Origin of the sequence: Rhizobium sp. AAP43 (genome assembly GCF_001296045.1) — a bacterium.
Lineage (GTDB): Bacteria > Pseudomonadota > Alphaproteobacteria > Rhizobiales > Rhizobiaceae > Allorhizobium.
Window position 1 is genome coordinate 199426 of record NZ_LJHS01000004.1, and the last position, 18297, is coordinate 217722.

Annotated in this window: 17 protein-coding genes and 1 tRNA gene; 7 read left to right on the top strand and 11 right to left on the bottom strand. The window is 60.9% G+C overall.

Annotated features, from left to right (window positions below; all coding sequences use genetic code 11):
• Positions 1-135: 135 nt before the first annotated feature.
• Positions 136-396, bottom strand: coding sequence for a hypothetical protein (locus tag IP76_RS02990; RefSeq protein ID WP_054156689.1), 261 nt, complete (start codon positions 394-396; stop codon positions 136-138).
• 434 nt (positions 397-830) lie between these two features.
• Positions 831-1247, bottom strand: coding sequence for a hypothetical protein (locus IP76_RS02995; RefSeq protein ID WP_054156690.1), 417 nt, complete (start codon positions 1245-1247; stop codon positions 831-833).
• A gap of 312 nt (positions 1248-1559) precedes the next feature.
• Between IP76_RS02995 and IP76_RS03000 the strand changes: the two genes are divergently transcribed.
• Positions 1560-1636: transfer RNA gene (locus tag IP76_RS03000), tRNA-Pro, on the top strand.
• A gap of 308 nt (positions 1637-1944) precedes the next feature.
• On the top strand, positions 1945-2994 hold the full coding sequence (locus IP76_RS03005) for a LacI family DNA-binding transcriptional regulator (RefSeq protein ID WP_054156691.1): 1050 nt from the start codon (positions 1945-1947) through the stop codon (positions 2992-2994).
• A 98-nt stretch (positions 2995-3092) separates the two neighbouring features.
• Here the strand turns inward: IP76_RS03005 and IP76_RS03010 are convergent, their stop codons facing one another.
• The 5 genes from IP76_RS03010 to IP76_RS03030 all read right to left on the bottom strand — a co-directional run bounded on the left by IP76_RS03010 (position 3093) and on the right by IP76_RS03030 (position 9430).
• On the bottom strand, positions 3093-4778 hold the full coding sequence (locus IP76_RS03010; protein WP_054156692.1) for a methyl-accepting chemotaxis protein: 1686 nt from the start codon (positions 4776-4778) through the stop codon (positions 3093-3095).
• Between the two features lie 197 nt (positions 4779-4975).
• Positions 4976-5884, bottom strand: a complete 909-nt coding sequence (locus IP76_RS03015; protein WP_054156693.1) for a cobalamin-dependent protein — start codon at positions 5882-5884, stop codon at positions 4976-4978.
• 153 nt (positions 5885-6037) lie between these two features.
• Positions 6038-7516 (bottom strand): sulfate adenylyltransferase subunit CysN, encoded by a 1479-nt coding sequence (gene cysN, locus IP76_RS03020; RefSeq protein ID WP_054156694.1) that lies wholly within the window; start codon positions 7514-7516, stop codon positions 6038-6040.
• Position 7517: 1 nt separating this feature from the next.
• On the bottom strand, positions 7518-8474 hold the full coding sequence (gene cysD / locus IP76_RS03025) for a sulfate adenylyltransferase subunit CysD (protein WP_054156695.1): 957 nt from the start codon (positions 8472-8474) through the stop codon (positions 7518-7520).
• Between the two features lie 209 nt (positions 8475-8683).
• A complete protein-coding gene (locus tag IP76_RS03030; RefSeq protein ID WP_054156813.1) occupies positions 8684-9430 on the bottom strand; it encodes a phosphoadenylyl-sulfate reductase in 747 nt (248 codons plus the stop codon).
• A 254-nt stretch (positions 9431-9684) separates the two neighbouring features.
• Between IP76_RS03030 and IP76_RS03035 the strand changes: the two genes are divergently transcribed.
• The 4 genes from IP76_RS03035 (at position 9685) to IP76_RS03050 (ending at position 14040) form a co-directional block, all read left to right on the top strand.
• Complete coding sequence (locus IP76_RS03035; RefSeq protein WP_054156814.1) at positions 9685-10095, top strand: Rrf2 family transcriptional regulator; 411 nt, start codon at positions 9685-9687, stop codon at positions 10093-10095.
• A gap of 255 nt (positions 10096-10350) precedes the next feature.
• Complete coding sequence (locus tag IP76_RS03040; protein WP_054156696.1) at positions 10351-12069, top strand: alginate export family protein; 1719 nt, start codon at positions 10351-10353, stop codon at positions 12067-12069.
• 29 nt (positions 12070-12098) lie between these two features.
• Positions 12099-13121, top strand: a complete 1023-nt coding sequence (locus IP76_RS03045) for an SDR family NAD(P)-dependent oxidoreductase (protein WP_054156697.1) — start codon at positions 12099-12101, stop codon at positions 13119-13121.
• Between the two features lie 547 nt (positions 13122-13668).
• The gene (locus IP76_RS03050) at positions 13669-14040 is read left to right on the top strand and encodes a hypothetical protein (RefSeq protein WP_054156698.1); all 372 of its coding nucleotides are present in this window, start codon (positions 13669-13671) and stop codon (positions 14038-14040) included.
• Here IP76_RS03050 and IP76_RS03055 read toward each other — a convergent pair.
• Complete coding sequence (locus IP76_RS03055) at positions 14024-14701, bottom strand: DUF2161 domain-containing phosphodiesterase (protein ID WP_054156699.1); 678 nt, start codon at positions 14699-14701, stop codon at positions 14024-14026. The two genes, IP76_RS03050 and IP76_RS03055, sit on opposite strands and share 17 nt — an antisense overlap.
• 119 nt (positions 14702-14820) lie before the next feature.
• A complete protein-coding gene (locus IP76_RS03060) occupies positions 14821-15858 on the bottom strand; it encodes a hypothetical protein (RefSeq protein WP_054156700.1) in 1038 nt (345 codons plus the stop codon).
• A gap of 256 nt (positions 15859-16114) precedes the next feature.
• On the opposite strand from IP76_RS03060, the gene IP76_RS03065 reads away from it, so the two are divergent.
• Positions 16115-16363 (top strand): Ada metal-binding domain-containing protein, encoded by a 249-nt coding sequence (locus IP76_RS03065; protein WP_054156701.1) that lies wholly within the window; start codon positions 16115-16117, stop codon positions 16361-16363.
• Positions 16364-16382: 19 nt separating this feature from the next.
• On the opposite strand, the gene IP76_RS03070 is transcribed toward IP76_RS03065, so the two are convergent.
• Both IP76_RS03070 and IP76_RS03075 read right to left on the bottom strand, forming a co-directional pair.
• Positions 16383-17693, bottom strand: a complete 1311-nt coding sequence (locus IP76_RS03070) for a TRAP transporter large permease (RefSeq protein ID WP_054156702.1) — start codon at positions 17691-17693, stop codon at positions 16383-16385.
• Positions 17693-18235 (bottom strand): TRAP transporter small permease, encoded by a 543-nt coding sequence (locus tag IP76_RS03075; protein WP_054156703.1) that lies wholly within the window; start codon positions 18233-18235, stop codon positions 17693-17695. The genes IP76_RS03070 and IP76_RS03075 overlap by 1 nt, the downstream gene beginning before the upstream one ends.
• Positions 18236-18297 lie beyond the last annotated feature (62 nt).

The following is an 18297-nucleotide window of genomic DNA, read 5'->3' on the forward strand; positions in this document are numbered from 1 at the left end:
GCTGCGCGAAGTTCAAAGATGAACGCGCCTATCAACTTTTTTAGATGGGGGCAACCTACCGGCAGCCAGGGAGATAGGACTTCCAGGTGCCTCTGCTCAGTCCTGCAAATCTCATGGAGCGGGCATGGTGCCCGACTACAGCTTCACCTTGACCGGCCGCCAGATCACCGTTTCCGGCGTGCGATCATAAGGGTTCTCCATCAGCGTCACCTTGCAGTTTCGCTGGTCGCAATCCGTGCAGCGGAATTTCAGGCTCCGGGGGTCGCGGCCATGACCATAAAAAGTGGCAAGGTCACTCGCCAGAAATCGCGCCTGACGCTGGCAATCGCGACAGGTGGCGATCACCAGCATGTTGTGGCGCAGCGCCTTGCCAAGCGTATCGATCGTTTGGGTCATGCCAGGACAATAAGAACAAAGAAAGAACATCGTCAAGTGCTGAAGCAGCGAGCGAGCGGAAGCTGCCCCCGGAATCCCCGGAAAATATGGGTTTTCCAACCTTGCCGATGCCTGTCATGCGATTTTGACATTTATGCGCAGGTAACTGAAAATTAAGCATAAAATCCTGCGCTCGTAAGGCATCTGTTAACCGCGATGTCCTTATAACAGAGCGGCTTCCATCAAGGTCTCGCGTCGAGAAGCGCACCGGTTTCAGTTTTGCGTACCAGGGAGGACGTCATCCACGGCGGCCTCCCTCCGCATGACTGGAAAGCCGTTTTTCCTTTTGATCTGTCGTCCGGATTTTGGGCCCGCCTCGCGGCTGCAGCATCTTATGAAAAGGCCTCCGCACCCGAAGGAGCGAAGGCCCAATGATCGCATCTGTGCCTCGGCAATTAAGCGCCGGCCAGGAATTCCGCGCAGTAGCTCTTGCCACCGTCAACGCCGGGGCGGTCGACGATCGTCCGGATCCCACGGATGACGTAGTCGGAAGACACAGTCAGCTGCACTTCGCAACGCAGATAGACCGTACGCGCCTGGGTCAAAAGCTTGCCGCGCTTGCCGCCTTCCAGCTCCTCATAGGTCGCCGGCACGACGCGCGTCTTGTTGCCGCCACGCCAGACATAATTGGTCGAGTTTCCGGCAGCCGTGTCGCTGGCGGGCGGGCCGAACTTGGCGAAGAAGGCACCGGCCTGTTGTCCCACCCAGCGGGTCTCGATTTCGTTCTTCGGCGATGCGGTCGTCGTGCAGCCGGCAAGTGCCAGCCCCAATGCGGCTGCCAGCGATACGGCCATGCCAAAACGCATATTCATTGTCACACTGCCCCTTACAGTCTTCATAATGCTCATCCGGCTCCACCATCTGACGCGCGCCGCCGGTAGCGCTGCTCCGCACTGCAATAGACTCAATTTGAAACGGGCGGTATCACCGGTGTGACTGCGGGTGCGAATTTTTTGCCATGGTGCTTCTCAGCAACGGCCGCAGCCATGCTGCCGATCTCGGCCTCCCATCCGCAATACCCTGGCCCGACTGGGGTGTCATGATTTCATCAAATTTCTGCGATGAATCTGCACATGCCTGCTTGTGCTCAGAAAATCACTGGTCTATAGAGGCGCCGCTGGTCACGGAGTGTAGCGCAGTCTGGTAGCGCACCACGTTCGGGACGTGGGGGTCGCAAGTTCGAATCTTGCCACTCCGACCAGCTAATAGAGCGATCCCGACGCTATCCCCAGCTTATAATTGGTTCGCCAAACGCCGTTACACGGCTCGTAATGACTTGGGTTTCGAGGCGAAATCCCATTGAGCTCAATACCTTATAGGTTGCACATATTGCATATAATCGTTAACCATAACGGCTCTGCGCATTTATGTTCGACGATAGTCGCTTCTGGTAAATCGTTGCGTTCAATGTGAATTTGGTCTAGAAATTCTCTGGGGGACACATAGGGATAGCGGCTTCGTTGCGTTCAGTGACGCTATTTCTGGTTGTGATGAGGCAGTGGGGCAGCCATGAAATCCGGAACGCGACGCCGGCGCCAGCGCCAGGAAAAGATAACGCTGTCGGATGTTGCAGCAGCAGCCGGTGTCAGCGCGATCACGGTCTCGCGGGCTCTGCGTGAACCTGAAAAGGTCTCGCCGCATCTGCGCGAAACAATCCTCGAAACGGTCGAGCGACTGGGCTACGTTCCCGATCTTGCCGCCCGCGCGCTGGCCAGCAAGAACAGCGGCTTCGTCGGCGTGATGTCACCGGGACTAACCAATTATGCCTTCATGGCGCTGATGCGCGGCATCGAGGATCGGGTGCGTTCCACCGACCTGCGCATCCAGTATGCCAATCCCGGCCATGACAGTGCCGATGAGGCTCGACAGCTGCGTTACTTCTATTCGCAAAACCCCGCGGGCATCATCTATGTCGGCACCGAACATGGTGAGGCCGTCAGCCAATTGCTGGCCAACGCACCCTGTCCGCTGGTCGAAGTCATGGATCTCGGCGATGAGCCGGCCGATATGGCCATCGGTATCGATCATCGCAAGGCGGCCGAAGTGGCCACGCGCCATCTGGTCGCCAAGGGCTATCGCCGGATCGCCATGGTCGGTGGTCGTTGGGATGTGCGTGCGCGCCGTCGTCTTGAAGGCTATCGCAGCGTTTTGACGGAGGCCGGTCTGTTTGACCCCGCCCTGGTGCTGGCGGTTGACGGCCACACCAGCGTCTCGCTCGGCACACAGCTGCTTGCCCGGTTGCTTGCCGAACATCCGGATGCCGACGCCGCCTTCTGTCACAATGATGATCTGGCGCTCGGCGTGCTGTTCGAATGCCAGCGGCGCGGCATAGCCGTGCCGGAGCAATTCGGCATTTGTGGCTTCAACGATCTGGATCTCGCCGGTGCCGCCTTTCCGTCTATCACCTCCGTTCGCCTGCCGCGCTACGAGATCGGCTACCGCGCCATTGATATGCTCATTCGTGCCGGCGGATCGACCAACCCGCCGCCGGCCAAGGTCGATCTCGGCTTCCAGCTCGTCGAGCGGCAGTCAACCGCGCGGACGCCCCGCTCAGATTGACTTTCGGCAGGTTCCGCGCATCTCCATTGGTGCGCGCTCGTCCAGAGAGCCTGCCGCAAGGCCTGTCGCACCATCGGCGACAAGACAATCCGCTATCCTCACGCAGCCCGGCTCCGCCAATCGGTTGCCATGCTTTGGCTACCCAGGTTGAACTGCCCGATCATGCCCAGCAGCTTCTGTGTTTCCGAGGAGAGGGTGGACGCGGCCGCACTGCTTTCCTCGACCATAGCGGCATTCTGCTGGGTGGTCTGATCCATGCCGTTTACCGAGGTGTTGACTTCAAGAAGTCCGGTCGATTGTTCGCGCGCCGCCGTGGAAATCGAAACGACATGGTCATTGATCTCGACGATAAACGCGCTGATCTTGCGCAAGGCGCCCCCGGTATCGCTGACCAGTTTGACCCCCGTCGAAACCTCGGTTGCCGAATTCTGGATCAGATCCTTGATCTCCTTCGCCGCCTTGGCCGAGCGCTGCGCCAATTCTCGAACTTCCTGCGCGACCACGGCAAATCCCCGCCCGGCTTCGCCCGCGCGGGCCGCCTCAACACCGGCGTTTAGTGCCAGAAGGTTGGTCTGGAACGCGATTTCATCGATCACGCCGATGATGTTGGAGATCTTCGAAGAGGAATCCTCGATGCGGCTCATGGCCTCGACAGCGTGAGCGACAACATCTCCGGACTGCTCGGCGTTTGCCTTGGCGGAGCCTGCGACGGTACGCGCTTCCTGCGCGCGCTGGGCGGAAGAGGTAACATTGGCGGTAATCTCTTCAAGCGCTGCAGCCGTTTCCTCCAGACTTGCCGCCTGGCTTTCGGTGCGTTGAGACAGGTCGCCAATGCCCTGGCTAATCTCACGCGTGCCCTGGCTGATGATGTCGACACTGCTCGATATCTCGCGGAAGGTGTCGCGCAACTGTGTGACCGAGCGGTTGAGATCATGCCGGAGGAATTCGAATTCCTGGGCAAAGGGAACGGTGAGCTGGAAGCTGAAGTCCCCGGAACAAAGCCGCTTCAGCGCGTCGCCCAACGACGACACCGTGTTGACGCGTGCGGTCACATCGGTGGCGAACTTGACGACTTTGACCACCTTGCCGTGAATGTCGAGGATCGGATTATAGGATGCCGAGATGATCACCTCGCGGCCGGTTTTCGTCAGCCGTTTGAACTCGGCGGCCTGGTAGCGACCTTCGCGGAGCGCGGTCCAGAACGCCTTGTATTCCTCGGAAGACGCAAATGCCTTGTCGACGAACATGCTGTGGTGCCGGCCGACGATTTCGCTATTGTCATATTCCATCAGCGCAAGGAAGTTTTCGTTGGCGCCCATGATCTGTCCGTTGATATCGAACTCGATGATGGCTTGCGAGCGGCTGATGGCGGCAATCTGGGCGGCATAGTCGACATTGAGAAGTCTGGCTTTTGCATCGGCCCATTCCACGACGAAACCGACGGTCTTTGCCCCCTGCTTGAGCGGCGTGACGAGCAGATCGAAGACACGATTGCCGACGGTGATCGTCGCGCTGTGGCGGTTCTTGAGCGCTGCCAGCATGTTGCGCTGATGCGAAGGGTTCTTGTGGAACACGTCGATATTGCTGCCGATCAGGCTCGCCACACTGAACTTCGGCAATTCCTTCTTGAGGTCGGATTCGGCCTCTTTCAGCAGATCGATCACCGCTGGATTCATGTAGGTGATGTTCAGTTTGGCATCCGCAACCATCACATTGGCCTGAAGCGCTTCAAGCGCAAGTGTCTTGGCGGCGGCTTTGGCGTTCACGAAGTCGGCGAGTCCCATTCTATCCCCCCAGAAAGAAAACCACGGCAGTTTTCACGGCTGCGCGCGTGAATTAGAAAAACAAGACATATCGACAGGAAATAAATAAATCCCTAAAATAGCGCAATCTTGTATATGGGGTGGCCATGCCAGCACCATGCCAGACGGGCACCGTCGCGGATGTGCGGAAGAGAGGCCTGGGGGAAGGGCTTCGGAGATCAACCGATCTGGGCGGCGGGCTTTTTTGCCATTCGAAGCGCGGGGACAAACGTGTCGAGATCGGCAAAAACGCGCAGGCGGTCCATCGACGGCATGGTGGAATAGGCCGGCCCGCCAAGCCAGATTTCCGTCTTTGGCGGCAGAGCTGAAAGCAGGTCGCGCAATTGGCTTTCAAGCACGCGACGCTTTCCGGTCAGCGCACTGAGGCAGACGATGTCCGCCTGTCGGGAGCGGACAGCGAAGGCAATGTCTTCAACGGGAAGGTCCGGCCCCAGATAAAGAACATTGCAGCCTTCCATGCGTGCCATCAGGGCCGCAACGAGTGCGCCGACTTCATGCTGCTGGCCTTCCGGCGTGGTTGCGATCAGCCGTGGCGCATCGGCCAAAGGGGGTGGGCAGTCATCCAGCATCCGGCCGAGAATGCGTTTGATCTTGAATGTCGCGAGATGTTCGGCCGCTGGCGTCACGGAGCCCATGGACCAGAGCAGACCGACCTCTCTCAAGAGGGGCAATGCCGTGCGCCGCACGAAGCGGTCTGGCCCTTCGCTTGCCGCCCGTGCCGACAGTGCCTCCTGCAATGCTTCGCCATCCAGCGCCTGTATCGCTTCGAGAAGGGTGACGAGGCTCAGCTTCGCAGCATGATCCTCCTCGATCCGCATCAATTCGTCCGATGACAGTGATATCAGTGTTCCGATCCGATAGCCGGCGTCGCAGCAGGCCTTCAGCAAGCGTAAATGTTCAGCCTGGGCGCGTGTGTAAAAGCGAAGCCCGGTGTCGCTTCGCCCTGCCGGAGCAAGTCCATAGCGGCGCTCCCAGGCATGCAGCACAAGCTTGCTGATGCCCGCAATGGCCAGCACCTCTGAAAGACCCAGCAAGGACCTGTCCGGATCTGGACGATCAACCGCCACCCGATTCTCCCGAAAGACTCCTTTGGCAGGATATTAGCAAAAATTGATGTAGTTAAGGAGAAAGTTTCTCTGGTGGCATGAAAACAGTCAACCGCCCGTCGGGAAACGGGCGGTTGATGTTCAGCGCGGGGCTGGATGGTGCGGTAACAGCGTTCAGCCGTCGATCTCGTCCAGCAACTGGCGGGCCGCCGCTGTCGTCACGCGGCGGGTTTCCACTTCGTCGCGGCGGCTGGCGAGAAGCTCGGTTGCCAGCAACTGCTCGGCGAGATCGGCCGGCAAGGACAGGATGACCCGTCCGTCATGGCTGTTCAGCCCGCCAATCTCCGTGCGCTTGGCCGAGATCATGCCACCGGCCACCGTATTGTTGGTGTCCGGATCGATCAGGATGAAGGCGCCGGTGCCGCGGTTCAGCTCGTAAGGATCAAAGATCGCCGTCTCATCGAAGGAGAGATGCACCTTGCCGATCGCATTCATCTGCAGCATTTCGCTCGGCTGCCACTTGCCGGTCTTGAGGTCCAGCTGCTGCACTGGCTCCACCTGGACGCGCTGGCGGCGCGAGCCGGCCTTCAGCCAGTAGCGCTTGCCCGGCACGATGCCATCAGGCTGCAGTGCCACGAGCTGGGCGTCGAAGGCCAGGCCCGTCTGCGGCTGGGCATCGAGCGAGACGATCATGTCGCCGCGCGCCACATCCACCTGGCGGTCAAGCACCAGCGTGATCGCATCGCCGGAAACGGCTGCGTTGCGCACGAGGTCGAAGGTCACGATCTGCTTGACGTTGGCAATCTGGCCGGACGGCAGAATGGCGACGCTGTCGCCTGGCTTCACCGCCCCCCCGGCAACCGTGCCCTGATAGCCGCGGAAGCTTTCGCCCGGACGCGACACGCGCTGCACCGGCAGGCGGAAGCCGGTCGACTGGCCAGAGCGCAAAGTTGCAAGCTCCAGCGTCTCGACCAGCGTCGGGCCTTCATACCAAGGCATTTCGGCCTTGCCGGAATAAACGACGTTCTCGCCCTTCAGTGCCGACATCGGGATGGCGGTGACCTGGCGCACGCCCAGTGTCAGCGCCAGTTCCTTGAAATCATGGCTGATCTGATCGAAGACGGCGCGGTCGTAAGACACGAGGTCGAACTTGTTCACAGCCAGCACAAACTGCTTGATGCCCATCAGCGATGCGATGGTGGCATGGCGACGGGTCTGTTCAAGCAGGCCGGCACGCGCATCGACGAGCAGGATCGCCAGATCCGCCGTCGAGGCGCCGGTCGCCATATTGCGGGTATACTGCTCGTGCCCGGGCGTGTCGGCAACGATGAAGGAGCGGCGATCGGTGGCGAAATAGCGATAGGCGACATCGATGGTGATGCCCTGTTCGCGTTCTGCCTGAAGACCGTCGAGCAGAAGCGCGAAATCCGGCAGGCCGAGATCGTTCTGCTGACCGCTATCGCGGCGCAGGGTCGCGGCCTGGTCTTCCTTGACGGCCTTGGTATCCCAGAGCAGGCGGCCGATCAGCGTCGACTTGCCGTCATCGACGGAGCCGCAGGTGATCAGGCGCAGCGGACGCGAGTCGCGGATGACGGGGGCGGCTTCGGTGTGCGGTGCCTCGGAGACGAGGGCGGTGTTGGCAGCTGCGGTCATCTCAGAAATATCCTTCGCGCTTCTTCTTTTCCATCGATCCGGCCTGGTCGCGGTCGATGGCGCGGCCCTGGCGTTCGGAGACGGTGGCGATTTCGAGTTCGGCGATCACCGCATCCAGCGTGGTCGCATGGGACCGGATGCCGCCGGTCAGCGGCCAGCAGCCCAGCGTGCGGAAGCGCAGCATGCCTTCCTGGATCTGTTCGCCCGGAAGCGCTTCAAAGCGCGGATCTTCCGCCCACATCAGCATGCCGTCGCGTTCCACATACTTCTGGTTCTTGGCATAATAGAGCGGCGGCAGCTCGATGTTTTCGGCCTGGATGTAGCGCCAGATGTCGACTTCGGTCCAGTTCGACAGCGGGAAGGCGCGCACGCTCTCACCGCGGCGGATCATGCCGTTATAGATGTTCCAGAGCTCCGGGCGCTGGTTGCGCGGGTCCCATTTGTGGTCGGGCGTGCGGAAGGAGTAGATGCGCTCCTTCGCGCGGGATGCTTCCTCGTCGCGGCGCGCGCCGCCGAAGGCCGCGTCATACTTGCCGGCGTCGAGCGCCTGGCGCAGCGCTTCCGTCTTCATCACGTCGGTATGATAGGACGAGCCATGGCTGAACGGGCCGATGCCTTCTTCCTTGCCGCGCGGATTGGTGTGCACGATCAGGTCGAGATCGAACTTCTCCGCCGTCGCATCGCGAAACGCGATCATTTCCGGGAACTTCCAGCCCGTGTCGATGTGCAGCAGCGGGAAGGGCACGCGACCGGGGAAGAAGGCCTTGCGCGCCAAATGCAGCAGGACGGACGAGTCCTTGCCGATCGAATAGAGCATCACCGGCTTTTCAAACTCGGCAGCCACTTCGCGGAAGATATAGATCGCCTCATTCTCGAGCGCCTTGAGATGCGGATCGAGCGGCGGCTTGCTGACGGGATCCTTGGAATGCGGATCGAATTCGGATGTGTGTGTGTGCATGGTCTCTGTCTGCCTTGATGGCCATCGACGATGGCATTTCGTGGCACCCCCCTCTGCCTGCCGGCATCTCCCCCACACGGGGGGAGACCGAAATCCGCTTCCCGAGCGCCCAGTCCAGGCAGGGAGGCGAGTGGCTGGCGTCCCGCTCTACCCCCTTGTGGGGGAGATGTCACGAAGTGACAGAGGGGGGTGAATTCTAAAGTCTCAACTCAGGCCGGTGTCGGGATCGCGGAACTGGCCGCCTCCGGCACATGCAATCCGCATTCCCGCTTCTCGTCATTCTCCCACCACCAGCGGCCGGCGCGCTCGGGCTCGCCCGGCTTGATGGCGCGTGTGCAGGGTTCGCAACCGATCGAGGGGTATCCGCGCTTGTGCAGCGGATTGGTCGGCACGCTTTCCGCCTCGACAAAGCTGTTGATGTCCTCGATCGACCAGTCGGCCAGCGGGTTCACCTTGATCAGGTTGCGCTCGGCATCATATTCGGCAAACGGCGTGGCAGCGCGGTTGCCGGACTGGGAGCGGCGCAAGCCCGTGATCCAGAAGCGGGCGCCGGTGAGCGCCTCCGCCAGAGGAACAAGCTTGCGCACATGACAGCAGGCATGGCGCGCTTCGACGCTTTCGTAAAAACCGTTCAGGCCATACTTCGCCGCATAGGCGTCGATGTCGTCCTGGTGTGGATGAAAGCGCTGGATGGTGATGCCGAAGCGCTCCTCGGTCTCGGCGATGAGATCGACCGTTTCCTTGAACAGGCGGCCGGTCTCCAGCGTCGAGACATCGATCGGCAGACCGGCAAGCCCGATCGCTGCCGTGATTACCTGGTCTTCGATACCGAGCGAGGTGGTAAACACGGCGCGGCCCTCTTCGGCGGCGACGATACGCAGACGTTCGCTCAAATTCGCGGATGCGAGCCGCGCGTCAAGCGCACTGGCAAATTGCTCTGGGCTGTGGAGGGTCATCGGGTCTTCCTGCTGCTTTTCGTCATTATCGGGCAAGGCGGGCTGCGAAGACAGCAATCAGCTTTCACTGAGACGCGCGCTCTGAGCAAATATCTCTCTCACCGGTAAAAAACGCGGCAATTCCTGCCGCGTGTTGCCCAAGCGCGTTTGAACACCCGGCCGATCTGCGTTATGGCCAAAGCCGCGCGGAATGCCGGATGCTAAGCCTGATCAGGGGCTATCATGCAGGCTCCGTCGCCGGGACGGTGAAATCGATGATCACGCAGAAAGCCAAATATGCGCTGCGGGCGCTCAGCCTTCTTGCCCGTGCCGAACCGGGCCTGACGGTGCAGATTCCCGAGATCGCCGAGCGGCAGAAGATCCCGAAGAAATTCCTCGAACAGATCATGCTCGACCTCAAGCGAGCCGGCATGGTCGAAAGCCGCCGTGGCAAGCAGGGCGGCTATCTGCTGGCCCGCCCAGCCGGTGACATCACCTATGGCGAGGTGCTGCGCCTGATCGATGGCCCGGTCGCCCCCTTGCCCTGCCTCTCGCTCACCGCCTACCGCGCCTGCGAGGATTGCGACGGCGAGACCGATTGCGAAGTCCGCCGCGTCTTTTCCCGCGTAGCGGATGAAACGCGCGCCGTGCTGCTCTCGACGAGTTTGGCGGATGCGATGGAGTGATACTCGGACGCTTCACGTCGGATGTCACTTATTATCACTCATTTTCACTGCGCAGCTGCGTTTCTTTGACCAATCTTCATTCAATCCGTCGCCGGTCGGAATTTTCCGATGAGCGATAATTGACAAGATGGGGGTTTCTATCGATGGTTGAGCTTCATTTGCCGAGGACGAATGATGCTGGATCAGGGAGTGACTGGGGGAACTTCATCGAGCCGGATCCGGCCGCCTTGGATCTCCTCTTTTTACCAAGGCGGCATGTCCGGCGTGCGGTGCCTGACCCTCTTGGGCGCGTTGCTCTCAACCCAGAGCGATGCACTGGCGCAAGCGGTCGGCTCTGATGATGGGCAAATTGTTGAGAAGGTTGAGATTTCGATTCTCAATCCATCGGCCGATCCGCAGGTGAACCAGCGCGTCACCGACCTTGTCCGACGCAACATCAATATCTTCCCGGGCAAACCGTTCAATCGAAGCGAGGCAAATCTGGGGGTTTCCCGCGCCGCACGGCAGGCTGCAATCGCGGATGCCCAGCTCGACGTTTTGCCCGGTCAAACTGGCGGTCTCGTTGTCACGGTGAAGGCCTCGCTCGGCGAGAAGGTGTTGCGCGAGGACCGGGGCTATCTTCTGACGGGTGAGAGAAGCGATTTGCCGGTGCTCTTCGACAGGGAAGGGACTGTGATCGTCGGAAAGCTCGAGACGTTGAGCATGATCTACGGCAATGCCAATGCCTGGTATGGCCGACCGGATCTGTTTCTGGCCGGCAATCCGCTCGCCTCCGGGGAGATGGCGGATGAAGGTGCAAGCGCGTGGGCGGAGGGGTTCATTCACTCCGGCATCTACGGACTGACGCCACTGGGCGAGAATATCTATGCCTATGGCGGGCTCAGCGGCATCCTCAGTGGGTCAGCCGGAACCGAATTGTTTACAGACGAGAGCCGCTATCACATCGGGGTCGAAGATGCCTATCTCGGACTGGTCGGGGGCCAGACTTCGGAGGCAGGCGATCGCTTGCTGTGGAACGTCTCGGCCGGACGCAAGCGCTATGCGATCGGCGACAGCATGATCATTGGCAACACGGCGTCCAACGGAGACGAAAGGGCCGCGCTCCAATCCAATCCGCGCTGGGCAGCCGACATGCTGGTCCTGGGGCAATTGCGCTACAACAACACGTTGGCGGAAGCCTTCTATCTCGACCCGGACGAGCTGCCAGTGGTCGACTCGCAGACACGCATGGCAGGGATCAACCTGGAAACAGATCTCGGCCTGGGCTTCAATCTCGCCGGCTCCTTCATCAAGGTGCTCGAATCCGACTATTCCTATTTCGCTCTCACGCCGCCTGACCCGGTGTCCGCCACGCTCGGTCGCGACGGACTTCAGGTCTACGATGCGCGGTTGAATTGGAAGCAGCCGGATGGGCAGTTCTTTGCCGATGCAGAATTTGCCGTTCAGCGAAACGACAATTTCGACATGTATGCGACAGCGATAGCAGGCGAGGTCGGCTATCAGTTTCAGGAGATCCCCTGGACGCCGCTGATCAGTTATCGCTACGCGCAGTTCTCCGGGGACGACCCGGCAACGTCACGCTTCGAACGCTGGGACCCTTTGCTCTCGGGTGGCAACGGCGAGCAGTGGGTCCAGGGCATCAACCACTTCAAGCTGTTTCAGGACAGCAATCTTGTGACCCATCGCATCCAATTGCGCCTCCGGCCAAGCCCGAAGGTGGAGCTGGTGCCGCAATTCTGGATCTTCACGGCCGACAGCGGAACCAATCTGGGCGGCAATCCGGCACTGTCTTTCCTTGGCTCGGAGCAACTCGGCTATGAAGCCAATCTCACGGGCAAATGGTTCATCTCTCAACAGATGATGGTTCAGGCCCATGTTGCAGCAACATTCCCGGGCGAAGCCGCCAAACAGGCTGCCTCTGGCGATCTCGATCCGTGGTGGAGCGCCATGGCATTTCTGCGCATTGCATTTTGAATCCATCTTTCTGTACGGGAGGACATGACATGGACAGACGCGATTTGCTGAAGGGAATAACGCTTGCAGCCGGGGCTGTCGCCGCTACGGCGACGGTCGACGGTGTGGTAGAGACCAAGGCCAGTGCTCAACAGGCGGCCGGACGACCGGAAGGCAATGCGGTCGTCGACATCAAGCCTGTCGACCCAGATTTCTTCATTTCCAGCCGCTTTGCCGGCAGAACCTTCATCGTGACAGGCTGCGCTCGCGGCATGGGCCAGGCGGCTGCGATCCGTCTGGCGCGTGAAGGTGCCAATGTTGTCGGTGTCGACTGGATCAAGGATCTGGGCGAGGAGACCCATGAGGCGATCCTGGCGGGCGGCGGCAAATCAGTTTTCGTCCTGGGCGATGTCGGCGATCCGGCCGTCGCCGAGAAGGCGGTCGCAACAGCGGTGTCGACCTTCGGCAAGCTCGATGGTGCGCTCAACAATGCCGGCGTGATGGACGGCGTCTATTCCGGCGACCCGATCAATTTCGAAAAGCAGCGCGACCTGATCTTTGCCCGCATCCACGAAGCGAGCGATGCCTATTGGGAGAATGTCTTCAAGACCAATGCGACAGGCATGTTCTACTGCATGAGGGCTGAGCTCAAGCAACTGATCAGCCAGGGCAGCGGCGGCGCGATCGTCAATGTCGGATCGATTGCCGGCATGACGGGGCTCGCCGGCAATCCAGCCTATGTCGCCAGCAAACATGCCGTCACCGGTCTCACGCGCAACGCTGCGATTGATTACGCGCCCTACGGGATTCGGGTGAATTCGGTCAACATGGCAGCGACCGATACGCCGATGGTCGCGCGGGCCGGCGAACTGGTGGCTCTTTCGGCAAAGGCGACCTCTGGGCCGGTCATGGGGCGCCTGAAGATCGACAGCATCCTCGCCTATACCGATAAGAATCACCGGCCCGCGACTGTCGGGGAGCAGATTGGCATGATGCTGTTTCTGCTCTCTGACGAGGCATCCAACTTTACCGGCGGAATATACGCGACCGACGGCGGATGGACGGCTTACTGATCGGGCCGGGCCGGGCCGCTCACGCAGTGCCCCTGTCTCCCCGGAAAGCGTGGGGAAAGAGGCCGAACGGATGAGGCCGCTGGTTTGGGCGGCCCCCTCACACCCCCCATCCACCATTCTCGGCGAATGGGTGATAGTGCTGGCGCACGGGTCACGCTGGCTGCCACCGCCCCAGGGCCTCATGCCCCTCCGGTGTCATCGCGTAGACGCCTGCGGTCGATCCGCTCGAACCAGCCTTATACATGGCCCTGCAAGATCTTGGCAGCATCAGGTACGTGCGCCCTTGCCCTGTCTCTCGCTCACCGCCTACCGCCCCTGAGAGGAATGCGACGGCGAGACGGACTGCGAAGTCCGCCGCGTCTTGGCCCGCATCGCCGATGAAAACCCGCGCCGTGCTGCTCTCGACGAGTTTGGCGGATGCGATGGGGTGAGGGCGGGCAAATCCTTGGTCAGGGGGGCGCTGTACCCCGGTTTGACAAAGATCAGATTGCTTGCGCGCCGCGATGCCAGTGCTATTCTGACCCCAGCTATTTGGGGGGAGACCAACATGCCACAACTATCCGTCTGGTATTTCCGGACCGCGATCCTGTTCCTGATCGCGGGTATCTGCGTCGGCATCTACATGTCGATCACACACCAGTTCGAGGCCACCGGCGCGCACGCCCATATCAATCTGCTCGGCTGGGTCACCATGGCGATCTTCGGCATCTATTACGCGCTAAACCCGGTCCAGGCCGCAAGCCGCATCGCGAAGATCCAGTACATGCTCTATACGCTGGGCATTCTGGTGATGGGCCCCTCGCTCTTCCTGATGCTCACCGGCAACCCGGCGCTTGAACCCGTCGTCGCAATCTCTTCGCTGGTCACCTTCGCCGGCGTGCTGCTGTTTGCGGTGATCCTGTTCACGCGGAAGGCGTGATGGGGAGAGGGGCGGGGAGCTGCCATCGCCCCAGCGCCTCGTGCCCCGCCGGCGTCAGCGCATAGACACCCCGTTCAACGCGTTCAAACCAGCCATAGACATTGCCCTGCAAGATCTTCGCAGCATCGGGAACGTGCGCCCTGATCTCCTTGACCTTGAGCGGACCCGAGGCCAGCGCCGAAGCGCAGCCCAGCGCCTGCTGCCGGTAAGCCGTCATCAGCGGTGTCCGCGTGCTGCCGCCAACGGCCGGATCGCCCTTGCGCTTCTGATGCTCGCGCATCAGCCGGGAGCGCCGTTTCGGATTGGTCCTGGGCATCGGCGTGACCGATCCGACGAGGACGCTGACGATACCCTGATCGGAAACGGAAAGCATGCCGATCCCGAGCCTGCGGCAGAGATCGCGGTAGCGCTTGTCGCTCTCGCGGCCCCGGCCCCTGGCCGAAACGCGCGCCGCAATCCACACCTCGTCCGCGACTGCCGCGCGGTCGACCGCCTGCAGGATCAGTTCGAGATTGAAGGTCAGCTTCAGCTCGCAGATGACCACCACTGGCGGATCTTCGTCGCTCAATCCGACGAGATCACAACCGCCGATCTCGCCCTTGACGGTGTAGCCTGCCTCCTCAAGGAAGGTTTTGACGGGCAGGTAGAGCGTTGTTTCCATGGGCCTGAAGATGTGAGTGCAAGTGTCCCGACACCTACAGCGCTTTAGCTGCGGGTGACAGCCGAAATTGCGTGGTGCTGGCGACGGCTGGACGGCGGCGGCGCGGCCGATCCCGCGGCTCAGGGCTGCGCGGGTGCGGCTTGCCTCATTGCCATGATCGCATCTTTGCGGCTGCTGGCCGAGGCCTTCTTGATGCCAAGGCTTGTGGCGATCAGACCGGCCGGCGTGTCGCCCTCGCCGCCAACCATGGTTGCAATGAAACGCAGGAAGCCGCCGAAGCATGTTTCCTTGTCGCCCCCCGGCGCTCGCGCACACATATAGAAGGGCATGGGGACCCAGCTCAGCGGATAAGTCTCGGCAAAGATCAGATTGGCCGTCTTGCCGTCCTTGCCCGTGATCTTAATCGATCTTTGTTTCGTGTAGAGGAAGTAGTTGCTTTCATCCCATTCTCCCGCCTTGATCTCCACCCTCACAGCATTCGTGGGGATCTGGCTTGGTTGCTCGATCGTGCACATGTCCTCGACGCGATCACTTCTTGGCGGTCGTCCAGGTCGTGCTGTGCCCTGTTCATAGATTCCTGATATGACCGGATCATCGGCGCGATAGGCCTTTCGCGGTTTGGGCTGACAATCCGCACCGACAGCAAGCCGACGCGATGTCACGCGGCGTTCCCGCGGATGCGGGCTCTCCTCGTAGATGATCGGGAGGTCATAATCTTCCAGGAGGCGTCTCACTGTACCATCCGACACGCCATTTCGGACAACCAGCGCATCGGTGGCCGCGAAACCGATCAACTGGTTTGCATTGTGCTGCCGTATCGCGCTCTCCAGCCTTGCGAGGTCCACCTGGCTGATCGTGACCAGGGAAAGATAGGCCATGACATAGAGCAGCGGTACAACCAGCCAGCCCATGGCGACCTGACCTGTAAACACCTCGCCCACGATGCCAATCATGCAGGAATTCACCAGCAAGATCGGCAAAAAGGGAATGAGCAGGAATACCAGCATAGGGCCGAGACCCGGGACGGAGCTCAGGCAGGCGATGACGATCGATGCAACCAGAAGCCAGAGCGCTTTCGGCAGGTCGCGTTTTTCGACGGCGGGTGGGTAAAAATGAAGATTGGTATTGCCGGGTCTTTGGCGCAATCCGAAAGCCATGCACTATCCTTTGGGAATTCAACCTCCGGATGGTCTTCGCGAATGATTAAGATGATCTCTACGCGAACCGTTTTCTCGTTGTCTTGCCCGCTCGATACAGCGGAAATCCCCCGCTCTTCGGATCTCTGGCGAGATTGCAAGGCTTTCTGCCGCGCCTCCATCGCCAGCCACGCCGTCCCGCAACAATCGGGTGGCGCAATCTGCCTTTCCCGCTCATCTTTCAGCCACCGACCAGCCCATTGCCGATGGAGGCCTTATGCGTTTCGACAGTCCCAGTGCCCATACGACACCTGCGCAATGGCAGGCGATCCTGACCCGCGACCGCGGGGCCGACGGTCGCTTCTTCTACGGCGTCCTGTCCACCCGCATTGTCTGCCGGCCGTCCTGCGCTTCCCGCCCGGCGCGGCCGCAAAGCATCGTCTGTTATAAAACGGTGACGCAGGCGAAAGGGGAGGGTTTCCGCCCTTGCCTGCGCTGCCGTCCCGATCAGCCGGCCACCTGGTGAGAAACGGGTTCTCCCCGCCTCACACCAGAAAGATCGAGATCACCGGAAAGGCGGTGAGCAGCACGATGCGCAGCAAGTCGGCGGTGACGAAGGGCACGATGCCCTTGTAGGTCTCGCGGATCGGCACGTCGCGCGCCATGGCGGATATGATGAAGAGGTTTAAGCCCACCGGCGGCGTGATCATGCCGATCTCGGCGACCATCAGCACGAGAATGCCGAACCAGATGGCAAAGTGCTCCGGGCTCATGCCGAAATCCATCGCCGTCACGATCGGGAAGAAGATCGGGATTGTCAGCACGATCATCGACAGCGAATCCATGATGCAGCCGAAGATGATGTAGAGCACGAGGATGATGATCAGCACGGTCATCGGGGCAAAGCCTTGCGCCGTCACCCATTCGGCCCCCACCTGCGGCAGGCGGGAAAAGGCCAGGAAGGAGTTGAACACGGAGGCGCCGAGGATGATGAAGAAGATCATGCCGGTCGAGACGGCCGTTTCCTTGAAGCAGTCTCCGAGCGCCTTTCGGTCGAGCCCGCCATTGACGAAGGCGACGAGGCCGGCACCCGCCGCCCCGATGGCGGCAGCCTGGGTCGGCGTGAACCAGCCGAGATAGATGCCGCCCACCACAAGGAAGAAGATCGCCACCACCGGCCAGACCGCAATTACCGCCGGCAGGCGATCGCGCCAGGGCATGCGGGCCGCCTGTCCTGCCGAACCGGGGTTCAGCCGGACATAGATGGCGATCACGACGAGATAGGAAATCGCCGCGATGATGCCGGGCACGAAGGCGGCGAGGAAGAGTTTGGCGATGTTCTGCTCGGCGAGGATCGCATAGATGACCAGCACGACAGAGGGCGGAATGAGAATGCCAAGCGTGCCGCCTGCGGCAAGCGTCGCCGTGGCAAGCCCGCCGGCATAGCCGTTGCGTTTCAGCTCCGGCAGCGCCACCTGCGCCATGGTCGCCGCCGTTGCCAGCGATGAGCCGCAGATCGAGCCGAAACCGGCACAGGCGCCAACGGCCGCCATGGCCACGCCGCCCTTGCGATGCCCGAGAAAGGCGGCCGCCGCGTTGAACAGCGACTGGCTCATGCCGCCGCGCGCGGCAAACTGGCCCATCAGCAGAAAGAGCGGGATGATCGACAGCGAGTAATTCGCATTGGTGTTCCAGGCCAGAACCTTCATCTGGGCAAGGATCGGCGTCCATTTGCCCAGCACGAGATACGTGCCGATGACGCCGGTGCCGAGCATCGCAGCACCGATGGGAACACGCAGGAAAATCAGGAGGATCAGAAGAGGAAAGGACCAGAGACCGATTTCAATGCTGCTCATCAATGCGCTCCCATCACGGCCGTGATCCTGCGACCATTCCGGATGTCGTTGAAGTCGGCGATGACGACGAAGAGACTGACTGCGAGGTTGGCGAGAAGAAGCGCCAGCGCAATGGCAAAGCCCCACCACACGGGCAGCAGCAGCAATGGTGTCGTTTCACCATTGCCGAACTTGTCGACCGTGCCGATTGCATGCCGCCAGGTGATCAGCGCAATCAGGATGGCGATAATCACGTCGCCGATCAGCTGTGACAGGTTCATGGCCTTTGGCCCGAAGGCCGAGATCAGAATGTCGACGCCGACATGGCCGCGTTTCAGCTGGCAGAAGGGCAGAAAGGCAAAGACGGCAAGACCGCACAAGGCCTCGACAAGCTCGATCTCGCCCGGCAGGGGTTTGAGCGCAAGACCGCCGATGATCGAGGCCGCCGTCAGTCCGCAGGCAAGCACTAGACAGACGCCGCCAAAGAAAACGAGGGCGCTGGCGAGCGCATCAATGCGGCGCGCCCACTGGTCAAGGCTGGTGGTGGAAGGGGGGCTGTCCATGGCGGCGATCTCCGGTGGGCAAGGGAGGCTGTCCGGGAACCTTCGGCGGGCCCCCGGACAAA

Coding starts and splice junctions, on each gene's coding strand:
- IP76_RS03045 (WP_054156697.1), top strand. CDS start 12,099: ATGGACAGACGCGATTTGCTGAAGGGAATAACGCTTGCAGCCGGGGCT.
- IP76_RS03065 (WP_054156701.1), top strand. CDS start 16,115: ATGCGTTTCGACAGTCCCAGTGCCCATACGACACCTGCGCAATGGCAG.
- IP76_RS03035 (WP_054156814.1), top strand. CDS start 9,685: ATGATCACGCAGAAAGCCAAATATGCGCTGCGGGCGCTCAGCCTTCTT.
- cysN (WP_054156694.1), bottom strand. CDS start 7,516: ATGACCGCAGCTGCCAACACCGCCCTCGTCTCCGAGGCACCGCACACC.
- IP76_RS03055 (WP_054156699.1), bottom strand. CDS start 14,701: ATGGAAACAACGCTCTACCTGCCCGTCAAAACCTTCCTTGAGGAGGCA.
- IP76_RS03060 (WP_054156700.1), bottom strand. CDS start 15,858: ATGGCTTTCGGATTGCGCCAAAGACCCGGCAATACCAATCTTCATTTT.
- IP76_RS03040 (WP_054156696.1), top strand. CDS start 10,351: ATGTCCGGCGTGCGGTGCCTGACCCTCTTGGGCGCGTTGCTCTCAACC.
- IP76_RS03070 (WP_054156702.1), bottom strand. CDS start 17,693: ATGAGCAGCATTGAAATCGGTCTCTGGTCCTTTCCTCTTCTGATCCTC.
- cysD (WP_054156695.1), bottom strand. CDS start 8,474: ATGCACACACACACATCCGAATTCGATCCGCATTCCAAGGATCCCGTC.
- IP76_RS02990 (WP_054156689.1), bottom strand. CDS start 396: ATGACCCAAACGATCGATACGCTTGGCAAGGCGCTGCGCCACAACATG.
- IP76_RS03005 (WP_054156691.1), top strand. CDS start 1,945: ATGAAATCCGGAACGCGACGCCGGCGCCAGCGCCAGGAAAAGATAACG.
- IP76_RS03075 (WP_054156703.1), bottom strand. CDS start 18,235: ATGGACAGCCCCCCTTCCACCACCAGCCTTGACCAGTGGGCGCGCCGC.
- IP76_RS03050 (WP_054156698.1), top strand. CDS start 13,669: ATGCCACAACTATCCGTCTGGTATTTCCGGACCGCGATCCTGTTCCTG.
- IP76_RS03030 (WP_054156813.1), bottom strand. CDS start 9,430: ATGACCCTCCACAGCCCAGAGCAATTTGCCAGTGCGCTTGACGCGCGG.
- IP76_RS02995 (WP_054156690.1), bottom strand. CDS start 1,247: ATGAATATGCGTTTTGGCATGGCCGTATCGCTGGCAGCCGCATTGGGG.
- IP76_RS03010 (WP_054156692.1), bottom strand. CDS start 4,778: ATGGGACTCGCCGACTTCGTGAACGCCAAAGCCGCCGCCAAGACACTT.